At 31.7% G+C, this 11,740-nt stretch carries 14 protein-coding genes and 1 tRNA gene; 11 read left to right on the forward strand and 4 right to left on the reverse strand.

Features of this window, described 5'->3' with window-relative positions; genetic code table 11:
* The first annotated feature begins 73 nt into the window (after nucleotides 1-73).
* On the forward strand, nucleotides 74-1,603 hold the full coding sequence (locus N5E64_RS04000) for a SulP family inorganic anion transporter (protein ID WP_280035858.1): 1,530 nt from the start codon (nucleotides 74-76) through the stop codon (nucleotides 1,601-1,603).
* A gap of 30 nt (nucleotides 1,604-1,633) precedes the next feature.
* Here the strand turns inward: N5E64_RS04000 and N5E64_RS04005 are convergent, their stop codons facing one another.
* The gene (locus tag N5E64_RS04005) at nucleotides 1,634-2,125 is read right to left on the reverse strand and encodes a DinB family protein (protein ID WP_084106811.1); all 492 of its coding nucleotides are present in this window, start codon (nucleotides 2,123-2,125) and stop codon (nucleotides 1,634-1,636) included.
* A gap of 218 nt (nucleotides 2,126-2,343) precedes the next feature.
* On the opposite strand from N5E64_RS04005, the gene N5E64_RS04010 reads away from it, so the two are divergent.
* The 5 genes from N5E64_RS04010 to N5E64_RS04030 all read left to right on the forward strand — a co-directional run bounded on the left by N5E64_RS04010 (nucleotide 2,344) and on the right by N5E64_RS04030 (nucleotide 6,717).
* Nucleotides 2,344-3,984: an AMP-binding protein gene (locus N5E64_RS04010; protein WP_038330517.1), complete on the forward strand. Its 1,641-nt coding sequence runs from the start codon at nucleotides 2,344-2,346 to the stop codon at nucleotides 3,982-3,984.
* 98 nt (nucleotides 3,985-4,082) lie between these two features.
* Nucleotides 4,083-5,252 (forward strand): sigma-54 dependent transcriptional regulator, encoded by a 1,170-nt coding sequence (locus tag N5E64_RS04015; protein ID WP_280035862.1) that lies wholly within the window; start codon nucleotides 4,083-4,085, stop codon nucleotides 5,250-5,252.
* 10 nt (nucleotides 5,253-5,262) lie between these two features.
* A complete protein-coding gene (locus N5E64_RS04020; RefSeq protein WP_038330520.1) occupies nucleotides 5,263-5,691 on the forward strand; it encodes a hypothetical protein in 429 nt (142 codons plus the stop codon).
* Nucleotides 5,688-6,206 (forward strand): hypothetical protein, encoded by a 519-nt coding sequence (locus N5E64_RS04025; RefSeq protein WP_038330521.1) that lies wholly within the window; start codon nucleotides 5,688-5,690, stop codon nucleotides 6,204-6,206. The genes N5E64_RS04020 and N5E64_RS04025 overlap by 4 nt, the downstream gene beginning before the upstream one ends.
* Before the next feature lie 52 nt (nucleotides 6,207-6,258).
* Entirely contained in the window at nucleotides 6,259-6,717 is a 459-nt protein-coding gene (locus N5E64_RS04030) for a GNAT family N-acetyltransferase (RefSeq protein WP_038330524.1), read from the forward strand.
* Nucleotides 6,718-6,753: 36 nt separating this feature from the next.
* Here N5E64_RS04030 and N5E64_RS04035 read toward each other — a convergent pair whose 3' ends face one another.
* Nucleotides 6,754-7,803, reverse strand: a complete 1,050-nt coding sequence (locus tag N5E64_RS04035; protein ID WP_038330727.1) for a nucleoid-associated protein — start codon at nucleotides 7,801-7,803, stop codon at nucleotides 6,754-6,756.
* Nucleotides 7,804-8,034: 231 nt separating this feature from the next.
* On the opposite strand from N5E64_RS04035, the gene N5E64_RS04040 reads away from it, so the two are divergent.
* Nucleotides 8,035-8,391, forward strand: a complete 357-nt coding sequence (locus N5E64_RS04040; protein WP_280035867.1) for a hypothetical protein — start codon at nucleotides 8,035-8,037, stop codon at nucleotides 8,389-8,391.
* A gap of 112 nt (nucleotides 8,392-8,503) precedes the next feature.
* Nucleotides 8,504-8,893: a DUF6515 family protein gene (locus N5E64_RS04045; protein ID WP_280035869.1), complete on the forward strand. Its 390-nt coding sequence runs from the start codon at nucleotides 8,504-8,506 to the stop codon at nucleotides 8,891-8,893.
* Between the two features lie 60 nt (nucleotides 8,894-8,953).
* Here N5E64_RS04045 and N5E64_RS04050 read toward each other — a convergent pair.
* A tRNA-Met gene (locus tag N5E64_RS04050) sits at nucleotides 8,954-9,027 on the reverse strand.
* A gap of 115 nt (nucleotides 9,028-9,142) precedes the next feature.
* Between N5E64_RS04050 and N5E64_RS04055 the strand changes: the two genes are divergently transcribed.
* The gene (locus N5E64_RS04055; RefSeq protein WP_038330532.1) at nucleotides 9,143-9,526 is read left to right on the forward strand and encodes an START-like domain-containing protein; all 384 of its coding nucleotides are present in this window, start codon (nucleotides 9,143-9,145) and stop codon (nucleotides 9,524-9,526) included.
* A gap of 11 nt (nucleotides 9,527-9,537) precedes the next feature.
* On the forward strand, nucleotides 9,538-10,347 hold the full coding sequence (locus tag N5E64_RS04060; RefSeq protein WP_280035872.1) for an aminotransferase class IV: 810 nt from the start codon (nucleotides 9,538-9,540) through the stop codon (nucleotides 10,345-10,347).
* Between the two features lie 4 nt (nucleotides 10,348-10,351).
* Here the strand turns inward: N5E64_RS04060 and N5E64_RS04065 are convergent, their stop codons facing one another.
* Nucleotides 10,352-10,903, reverse strand: a complete 552-nt coding sequence (locus N5E64_RS04065; RefSeq protein ID WP_219033938.1) for a YqgE/AlgH family protein — start codon at nucleotides 10,901-10,903, stop codon at nucleotides 10,352-10,354.
* Between the two features lie 74 nt (nucleotides 10,904-10,977).
* On the opposite strand from N5E64_RS04065, the gene pdxH reads away from it, so the two are divergent.
* Complete coding sequence (gene pdxH, locus N5E64_RS04070; protein WP_280035874.1) at nucleotides 10,978-11,625, forward strand: pyridoxamine 5'-phosphate oxidase; 648 nt, start codon at nucleotides 10,978-10,980, stop codon at nucleotides 11,623-11,625.
* The last annotated feature ends 115 nt before the right edge of the window (nucleotides 11,626-11,740 follow it).

The raw sequence follows: 11,740 nt of genomic DNA on the forward strand, positions 1-11,740 counted from the left end.
TGATATTTAATCTAGCTTTTTACTAATTTTAGATGCGTAGTAATTGTTACTTTTGCATGAAATAAAACTTCTGATGTCGATTGCTGAATATTTAAAATTCAATCAAAAAATAAATTATAAAAACGAAATATTAGCCGGCTTAACTGTTGCTATGACAATGATTCCTGAATCGCTTTCGTTTGCAATTTTAGCTGGTTTATCACCTTTAATTGGTTTGTATGGTGCATTTATCATGGGAATTGTAACGGCGGTTTTTGGAGGAAGACCAGCGATGGTTGCGGGTGGAGCAGGTGCTACCGTTATTACTTTAATCGCGTTGAATGCAACGTATGGTGAGCAATATATTTTTGCTGCGGTTGCTTTAGCAGGAGTTTTCCAGATAGTAATTGGTGTTTTCAAATTAGGAAGATTTGTTCGTTTAATTCCTCAACCTGTTATGTATGGCTTTCTAAATGGTTTGGCTGTTGTTATTTTTATGTCACAAATAGAACAATTCAAATCAACTACGAATGGAATAACGAGTTGGTTGAGTGGTACACCTTTTTATACGATGGCTGGATTGACGCTAATTACGGTTCTGATAGTTTATTTCTTTCCGAAATTAACGAAAATTATTCCAGCTTCTTTGGTTGCAATTCTCGTGACTTTTCTATTGGTAATCGGATTTCATATTGATACAAAGACTGTTGGTGATATTGCGAGTATCAAAGGAGAACTGCCAAGTTTTCATATTCCGAGTGTTCCGTTTACGTTAGAAACCTTGAAAATTATTTTGCCTTATTCGATTATTATGGGTTCGGTTGGGTTAATTGAAACTTTGCTAACGCTTACTTTGGTGGATGAGGTGACTGAAACGAAAGGTTCGTCGAATAAAGAATGTTTGGCGCAAGGTGCTGCAAATATTACAAATGGTTTTTTCGGTGGAATGGGAGGTTGTGCAATGATTGCTCAGACGTTTGTTAATTTAGATGCAGGTTCTCGTTCGAGATTAGGACCAGCAATTGGTGCAATTACAATCTTGATTATTATTCTAATTGGTGCTCCAGTGATTGAGAAAATTCCAATGGCAGCACTTGTTGGTGTAATGATGATGGTTGCGATTTCAACTTTTAAATGGGGATTTTTTAAATTAATAACAAAAATGCCAAAATCGGATGTGTTTGTAAGTATTTTGGTGGCGATTATCACGATTGTGTTACATAACCTTGCTTTGGCTGTTTTTGTAGGTGTTATTGTTTCGGCTTTGGTTTTTGCTTGGGATAATGCTAAACGTATTCGAGCACGTAAATTTGTTGATGAAAATGGACGAAAAATATATGAGATTTATGGACCACTTTTCTTTGGTTCGACTTCTACTTTTTTAGAGAAATTTGAAATTAATTCTGATCCAAGAATAATTGTTATAGATTTGAAAGAGAGTAGAATAGTTGATATGAGTGCAATTGAATCTTTACATATTATTACATCTAAATATGCACAACAAGATAAAATTGTAATTTTGCGACATTTGAGTAAAGATTCTATTCGATTATTAGAAAATGCAAAAAGCGTTATTGAGGTAAATATCGAAGAAGATCCAACTTATAATGTGATGCCGAAATAAAAAAGTCAGCTTTTTAGAAGCTGACTTTTTTTATAAATATCGTTCATTAATTACATTCATATGATGGATGGAATGACCAGCCATTACATAACCGATTTTCTCAACAGAATACTCTCGATTACCAACTTTTCCTATTTTGTTTAAAGTTTGATCATTAAAAGATTCAAACTGAAAGTAAGTTGCTTTCATCAAATTAGTCCATTCTTTTATTAATTCTTCAGGCTTTCTTTCATTTGCATTCGAAGTCAATACATAGGCGTTTTCATCGAAGAAATTTAATGTTTGTGAATCTTCTCTCGCAATATGTTGCGCACGATAAGAAAAAATACGTTCGCAATCTATACAATGTTGTATCATTTCTTTGATCGTCCATTTACCTTCTGCATATGCATAATCCCATTTATCTAATTCTGTTACAATTATTAATGTTTTCTTGATGTCAGCAATACGTGTCTGTAAAGCATCTACAACTTCTATTCCATCGTAAATAGAAGTATAATTGTCGTGGTTTATTGTATTCATTTTTCAGTAATTTTTTACAATTTAAGGATAATTTGATGGAGTTATTTTAAGTATTTGTTAAAAATAAACCTTCATTTTTTTGAATTCATTTTTGATTTTAATAAAAAAATACGATTCTTTTAGAAATCATAAATCTTGTATTTGATAAATTTATTTTCCTGAAAATCGTTGTTAAGTTTGAGTTGGAAAGTAATTTTAAAAACATAGAATATAAGCGCATGATTTCTAACTTATCATACTCAAGTGGTGCATCACAATATCCTCTTTTAGGAGAAACAATTGGCGAAAATTTACGAAATACAGTTGCAAAATATCCGCAACAAGAGGCTTTGGTTTGCGTAGATCAAAATTATAGAGCGACGTATACAGAATTTTATTCACAAACCGAACAAATAGCAAAATCATTGATTGCAATTGGTTTGCAAAAAGGAGATCGCGTAGGTATTTGGGCGCCAAATCGTGCGGAATGGACATTGTTACAATATGCAACGGCCCGTGTGGGAATGATTTTGGTTAATTTGAATCCTGCTTATCGTGAAAATGAACTCGAATTTGTATTAAATCAAGCTGAAATTTCTGCAGTTTTTGCTTCTTTAAGCTTCAAAACAAGTGAGTATAAAGTGATGTTGAATAATGTAAAAGAGAATGCGAAATTACTAAAACATATCATTATTTTTGAAGAAAATTGGGATGATTTTTTGATTAAAGGAGAAGAAATTTCGACTTCAGAAGTGCATCAAATAGAGCAATCTGTTCAGTTTGATGATGCTGTAAATATTCAATATACATCTGGAACAACAGGCTTTCCAAAAGGAGTAACTTTAACGCATCATAATTTATTGAACAATGGTTTTTTTATTGGTGTTCGATTAAATTATACGCATCGTGATCGTGTTTGTATTCCTGTTCCATTTTATCATTGTTTCGGAATGGTAATTGGTAATATGGCGTGTACTTCGCATGGCGCTTGTATGGTAATTCCTTCGGATAGTTTTGATCCTGCAAAGACTTTAAATGCAGTCGAAATGGAAAAGTGTACATCACTTTATGGAGTTCCGACGATGTTTATTGCGGAATTAGAATTACCAAATTTTGATCGTTTCGATTTAACATCTTTGAGAACTGGTGTAATGGCTGGTTCGCCTTGTCCGATTGAAATTATGAAGAAAGTGCAAGCTAAAATGAATATGAAAGAAGTTTCGATTTGTTATGGGATGACAGAAACTTCGCCAGTTTCTACACAAACTATTATCGGAACACCTTTAGAAAAGCAAGTTTCGACGGTTGGAACAGTTCAAGATCATTTAGAAATTAAGATTATTGATCCGCAAACAGGAGATATTTTACCTCGTGGAATTGCTGGTGAATTTTGTACAAGAGGTTATTCCGTCATGCAAAAATATTGGAACAATCCGGAAGCAACTGCGCAAGTTATTGACGAAAATAATTGGTTGCATACTGGTGATTTAGCGACTATGGATGTTGATGGTTATATTAATATTACTGGACGAATTAAAGATATTATTATCAGAGGAGGAGAAAATATTTCACCAAAAGAGATTGAAGATTTTTTGTACGAACATGAATCAATTTCTGATGTTCAAATTATTGGCGTTCCAAGTATCAAATATGGAGAAGAAGTAATGGCTTGGGTGAAAGTGAAAGATGGTATTAGTGTAACAGAAGACGAATTGAAGGCTTATTGTTTATCCATTGCTCATTTCAAACGTCCTAAATATTGGAAGTTTGTACAAGAATTCCCTATGACTATCTCAGGGAAAATTCGAAAAATAGAAATGAGAGAAGTTTCTATAAAAGAATTAGGTTTAGAAAATGCACGAAAAGTGAAAACATCTTAAAAAAAGTATTAAAATCTATATCAAAAGTAGACTCAAAAATAATAATTTCAATTATCTTTGAGTCTATTTTAATTTTACAAAAATAAACGATCTAAACGATGTCAAATATCTTATTAATCGAAGATGAACAGGCAATTCGCAACGTTTTGAAAAGCATTTTAATGGACGAAAATCCAAAATGGAATGTGGATGAAGCTGAAAACGGAGCTATAGGGCTTGAAAAAATAAAAGAAAAAGAATACGACTTAATTATAAGTGATATAAAAATGCCGTTGAAAGATGGGATGGAAGTTTTATCGGAAGCGATGGAATACAATCCTGATTTAACAATGGTGATGATAACGGGGCACGGAGATGTTGATTTGGCTGTAGATGCGATCAAAAAAGGTGCGTACGATTTTATCTCAAAACCACCAGATCTTAATAAATTATTGACGACTGTTCGTAATGCTTTAGACCGTAAATCGTTGCTATCTTCGAACAAAGAATTGAAGAAAGAAAACAAAGCATTAAAGAAAAAAGTTGCTAAAAAATATGAAATGATTGGTGATGCTCCTGCAATTGCAGAAGTGAAACAAATTATAGATAAAGTGGCTGCTACAGATGCTCGTGTATTGATTCTTGGTCCAAATGGAACAGGAAAAGAGTTGGTTGCACATCATTTACACGAAAAAAGTAATCGTAATGTAAAACCTTTAGTTGAAGTAAATTGTGCTGCAATTCCAGCGGAATTAATTGAAAGTGAATTATTTGGTCACGTGAAAGGGTCGTTTACCGGAGCTGTGAAAGACAAACAAGGTAAGTTTGAATTAGCAAATGAAGGAACAATTTTCTTAGATGAAATAGGGGATATGAGTCTTTCTGCTCAAGCAAAAGTTTTGCGTGCGCTACAAGAAGGAAAAGTTTCGCCAGTTGGTTCTGAGAAAGAAATTAATGTGAATGTTCGTGTGATTGCGGCAACAAATAAAGACTTACGAAAAGAGATTGAAGAAGGTCGTTTTCGCGAGGATTTATACCATCGTTTGGCGGTAATTATTATCAATGTTCCTGCGCTTAATGATCGTAAAGATGACATTCCTTTGTTGGTAGAACATTTTGTAAAAGATACAACAAGTCAAAAATCTTTTGATAATTCGGCTTATGATGCGCTGAAAGAATTGGATTGGACAGGTAATATTCGTGAGTTGAGAAATGTTGTTGAACGTTTATTGATTTTGGGCGACAATCCAATTTCGAGAAAAGATGTTGAACAATTCGTGAAAAAATAATTCATCTCAGATGAAAAAGATTTTCTTTTTGCTATTTATCAGTCAACTCTTTTTATTTTCTTGTAAAAAGGACAATGTAGAAGTGGATAAAAGTTCAGATAGCTTATCGCATGAAGATGTATTGTCTTTAGAAAAAAATTCTGTTTTTACAAATGAAACGCTTGTTTATAAGGGTGTTTTTGAAGGAAAATATTTTGGGGATAAAATTGTTTTGAAATTAGCAGATGATAAATTTACTGCTGAATACAAAGGTCAATCTTATAACGGAGAATTATTCAAAAAAGATGATGGATCGTTGATGGAGATTGATTCAAAAAAGAAAAAATTACCTTTTCAATTTTTACGTTGGTCGGACAATTCGGAGATTATGATTCTCAATGAAGATGGAATGGCTGATGATAATGGTGAAAATTATTTAACAAGAATTTCAGACAAATGAAAATAAAATTTACGTGGATTTTAAGTCTTATTGCAATTACTTTTTTAGTAAGTTGTAATTCTTCTTCAGCCAGTAAAAATGATGAATTAGGAAAACGTTTTTTCGAAAATTATTCATCTCGAAAAGATTACAAGAAAATGTTGTCTTTTTACAATGATAGTTTGGTATATGAAAATGTAGCACAATATTCGGGAGGTTCTACGGTAGATCCGCGTTATTTATTGAATGATATTATTCGTTGGAGTGATCAAACGATGCAATATGAAAATAATAAATTATTGAAAGTAAATGAATTATTTTCTAACGATTCGATGATTATTGCAAACGGAGAATTTTCGCCTTATACCTATAATGGAATGAAGTTTCCAGCGATGAAATTCACGACATATTTGTATTTAGATCAAAATTCGAAAATCAAAAAACAAGTTGATTGGTTTAATTATCCAATTGAGGATATTATAGAGTTGTATCAATTGCAACAAGGTCAAGACAAAATAAAACTAGATAAACAATAGTTTTTAGTAAATCCAGTTAGAGTTTTTTAACTGGATTTTTTTATTTTTAGATATGATAAGAATTGCCGTAGAAAATGATATTCCTGAACTGAAAAGAATGATGATAAAATTGTTACAACATCATCAAGAGTTTAATGCATTGTATCAAATAGATTTGACCTACAAACATGATATTGATGATTTTTTCAAGGGAATTTTACATCAACAGAATATAAAAATATTTGTAGCCGAAATAGAAAATCAGTTGACGGGATATATTATTTGTTCGAAACATCTTCGTCCGAAATATTTTGTGATTAAATCAAAAGGAAGAATAGATTCGTTGTATGTTGATGCAAATTATCGCAATCAAAACATCGCTTCTAAATTGGTTAAAGAAGCGATAAATTTCTTGAACGATCAAGCATATATTGAATTAGAATTTACAGCTGAAAATCAATTTGCAAAAGGTTTTTGGCTGAAAAATGGTTTTGAGATTTTGAATCATCAATGTATTTTGAAATTGAATTAATATCAAAAAAAAAGCTCCAAAATAGGAGCCTTTAATTTATTGTTCAGAATTGAAATAGACTTTATAATAATACATTTTCTTTTCTTCGTCAAAACCACGCTCCAAATATTCTTCAGCTGCATCAGGATTTGTCAAATCTAATTTGATGTTAATCTTTGTATCTAATTTAATTTCACTTTTAATTTTCTTAGATTCTTTCATCAAAGTTGGAACTGAAACTTCGAAAGCTTCCACAAATTCAACACGATTATTTTCGCTATAATCTTTCTTATATTCTTTGAATTCATCAATAATTTCGAAAGGTTTCAAAACTTGATCTTCAAAAATTTCATTCGTTACAACTTCATTCGAATTCAACACATTTATCGAATTTGAGATAAATTCTGCTTGTTGTTTTTTGTCTGTTTTATCCAAAAGAAAATCATTCGAGAAATCTGTAATCAACTCCATATATTTCTTCGTATGGTAATTGTTATCCTTAATCAAATCAATTTCCAAGAAATTTTTCTTCCAATATTCTGACTCCACATTTTTATCATCGATAGAGTAGACGCGGAAACCTTCGTCGCGATAAGCATCAAGAATAAGACAGGCTTTGTCGATTCCTTCTAGCTTATAACCTTTCCAAATGTTGTAATCTAAACCACGTGATTCGTCAAAACGCAAGAATTTCTTCTTATTCTCTAATTTATAAATTCCAATTCCACGGCAAGGAATTCCGTCGAACATCATATTTTCGAAAAGGGCAATAAAAACTTCACCACTTTTGATCTGCGGATGTAATGATTTCTCGTATAAATGACTTAAAACTTCTTGCGAAAAATCGATAAAATCTATTTCTTCATCAAACATTTGCTTGCATTGATTGTACAAAACATTAAATTCTAATTTTTCTGTATAATGCGTGAAACGATTAATTTCGAGTGTTTTTTTGAACGGACTTAATAAGAAAGGAACCAATTGTTCTTCCTTAGATTCATCGTATTCTAGTGTTTTATCGGCAAAAATGTTAGCTTCTTCTCGAACTTTATGTCCAACTTTTTGTAAACTAATAAAGGCGATGTAAGCATTTTTAACGTCAATCATTTTATATAATTTCTTAAAAACAAAAGTAATCAATTCAGAAATCAATACAAACGATGTCAGGAATAAAAATATTTAACAAAATTGTCAAACAAAATTGTTAATGCAATTCATTGAATTTGAATGGCTTATAAATTATTTTGATTGTTATAACATTTTCTATGGTTTAAACTTATAATTATGGCACGGAAATAGTATTAGGAGAAATGTCTTAATTTATTAAAAAGTTGGGTGATGAAAAAAATTAAATTTACACTTTTAGGAGTAGCTTTTACAGCTATGTTAGCTGTTGGTGTAAATGCTCAAGATAGAGGTCAAAGAGGTGGTGAGAGAAGTTCTTCTTCAAGAGAAGCAACTTCAAGAAGTCAAGGGAATGGACGCTCTGAAATGGCTAGAACAGAAAATAGAACTAGCCGTATTGAAGGAAATAGAACAGAAAGAATAGGTCGTGGAAATTCTACGAATGAATCTTGGAAAAATTCTACAAATAGAACAGAACGTGAAACTAGTACACGTATAGATAGAAATAATACTGCTATTGTAGGTAGCAGACCAAGTTCTAATAAAGATTGGAATAATAGTAAAAAATAGCCAAGGAAATCAAGGCAATAGATCTGAGAGTTTAAAAAACAGAGATTTCTACAACAATCCAGTTCGTATAAATTCTAGCTCATACAACAGAGGAAACCGACCAGTTTCTAATGTGAATGTAAGAAACTATAACAAGTATTCGTATAACAGTTATAACTTCTACGGAAACAATGGTATTTACTATCGTCCTTATAACAATGGATATGTGAGATATATGCCATATGTAGGATTTAGAATTAATATTTTACCAGTAGGTTATGTAACAATTAATATTGGTAATAGAAATCCATATTATTTCTACGAAGGTGTTTATTACAGCCCAAATAGAAATTATTATGAAGTAGTTCAAGCTCCACTAGGTGCTATCGTATATGCGTTACCAGCAGGATATGAAAGAGTAGATTATGGAGGAGAATATCTGTATGAATTTGGAGGTGTTTTGTACCAAAAAATTTACAATAGAGGAACAAGAGCTTATCAAGTAGTAGGTTATTTAGATTAGTATAGGTTTTAGTAGTTAAGTAAAAGCCCAAACAGATTGTCTGTTTGGGCTTTTTATTTGTAGCGAAGAGCAGAATCGAACTGCCGACCTCAGGGTTATGAATCCTGCGCTCTAACCATCTGAGCTACCTCGCCTAAATTTTAATTTTTGCAAAGGTAATTTTTTTTTGATTTTATAACAAAACTTATTTTGATTTTCTTTGGTAGATACAATTCATTTTATATCTTGCGACTTCAATAAAATAGAATTATGCCAAAAAAGAAATATCAAGTAGAATTTTCAATCAAGTCTTCACCGTCTTTGCTATATAACTATATTTCAAACCCTTCTGGTTTATCAGAATGGTTTGCAGATAACGTAAATTCTCGTGGAGAAAAATATACTTTTATTTGGGATGGACACGAAGAATCTGCATTTTTGATGAAATCTAAGCAAGATGGATACGTGCGCTTTCAATGGGAATATGATGAAGATACAAAATATTTCTTCGAATTAACAATTGTAGAAGACGATTTAACGAACGATGTATCATTAGTTATTACAGATTTTGCTGATGAAGACGAAGTAGAAGAATCAAAACAATTGTGGGAAAGTCAAATTGAAGATCTAAAAAAAATCTTAGGATCTGTTTAAAATCTATTATTTTGAAAATTAACTTAGGTGGCGTTATTGTCGAAAAAGCAAATGCAGAAATAGGAATTCAGAACAGAGCTTTTCGTAATGGTGATGCTGTAAAAGAAATTTTGCGATTTGTAAATGGTGAAATTATTGATTGGGAAGATCATTATTTCAATTTAATGGCTTCTATGCGTATTTACCGCATGAATATTCCGTTAGATTTTACACCAGAATTTTTTCAAGAACAAATCAATTTATTAGCAGAAGCAAATCAGACCAAATCAGGGAAAGTAGAATTTTTTGCGTTCAGAAATGATGAGGAAGATTATCTAAAAGCATCCATCAATTATTTGATTTCCATTGAAAATAGTGAAAATGATTGGGAGTTTTTACAAGCTGAAAACGAAATTGATGTTTATAAAGATTATGCGATCAATACTGCATTTTACTCACTTGTGAATACGTATCGTCCAGAAGAAAATATTGCAGAAATCTATCGTTTAGAGAATGATTATGCTGATATTATTTTGGTAAATGCAAACAAAAAAATGGCACGTTCTTTACGAGGAAATATTTTTGTGGTGAATGGAGAAACGATTCGTACACCGAAAAAAGAAGAAGGTGTTATTACAAGCGTTTTGAGAAATAATTTCATTACAAAAATTAATAAAGCTGAAGAATTTAAAGTAGAAGAAGTCGAAATTTTTCCATTCGAAATTCAGAAAGCCGAAGAAGTTTTCATTTTGATTGATGGAGTTGGAATTTTACCAATTACCAAAAATCGTAAAAAAGAATACACTTTAGACAAAACAAAATCGATTTTTAAGTATTTATAATTGATTAATTCATAGAAGGATCAGCGGGGGTGTTTAGCCAAATTAAGTTCTCACCTCCAAGCTGTTTCATCAATTTTTTCCACAAATCAGCATCCCAACGCTCAAAAATATCAAAATCCAAATCCGTTACTGCCCACGAATTATTGTTTAATTCATCTTTGATTTGCTTTGGTGCCCAACCACAATATCCAATAAAAAACTTGATTTCATCTTGACTAATCAAATTCTGATTTACTGCATCACGCACATCTTCATACACGCCAGACCAATATAAATTTTCAGTAATTTTTTCACTATTTCTGATTAAATCAGGTCGTTTGTGAATATAATAGATGTTTTCTTTATCGACAGGTCCACCTTCAAAAACAATAGATGCAGACTCCATTTCAGATACAAAAATACTAATCGGAATATGAGAAGAATGATTAAGAATAAAACCAATACTTCCAGATTCTAAGTGTTCTGTAATTAAAATTACACTTCTCTGAAAAATATCGTTACTTAATGTTGGTTTTGCGACCAAAATAGCTCCTTTTTTTATACTTTTGATAGACATTTTTGTTTCGGTTTTGTTACGTAAATCTTAACGAAATATACAATTAGCTGTTTAAAAATATAAAATAATCATTAATGAAACAAGATTTAAGTTATAAAAGAAAAGTTTACGAAAAACAGTCGATGAATTTTGATTCGTTAAGAGAAAATCCGATCGAACAATTTCGTGATTGGTTTCTGCAAGCTGAAGAATCGGATGGAGTGGATGAAGCAAATGCGATGTCTGTTGCGACGATTGGTGAAGATGGTTTTCCGAGAACGCGTGTTGTTTTATTGAAAAGATATACGGACGAAGGTTTTATTTTTTATACGAATTACAACAGCCAGAAAGGAAAAGCTTTGTTAGAAAATCCAAACGTTTGTTTGTCATTTTTTTGGCCATTTCTCGAAAGACAGATTATTATAAAAGGTGTAGCAGAAAAAACATCGGATAATAATTCGGATGGATATTTCGAAACGCGTCCAAGAAGTAGCCAGTTAGGCGCTTGGATTTCGGCGCAAAGTTCTGTGATTGATGAGCACGAAGATTTGACGGCAGAGGAATTGGAATTAGAAAAAAAATACGAAGGAAAAGAAATTCCTCGTCCAGCACATTGGGGAGGTTTCTTGATTCGCCCAACTGAGATAGAGTTTTGGCAAGGACGTCCAAGTCGTTTACACGATAGAGTTCGTTATGTTTTACAAGACGATTTTGATTGGAAAAAAGAGCGTTTAGCACCTTAAGATATAAAACAAAAGCCTCTAATTAAGAGGCTTTTGTTTTTGATGTATAGTCTAATAATGGTTCGTATTCTTTTAGGAAAGCAGCTTTTTTTTGAAACAATAAGTTATTTGAAAC

The organism is Empedobacter sp. GD03739 (assembly GCF_029843245.1).
GTDB lineage: Bacteria > Bacteroidota > Bacteroidia > Flavobacteriales > Weeksellaceae > Empedobacter > Empedobacter falsenii_B.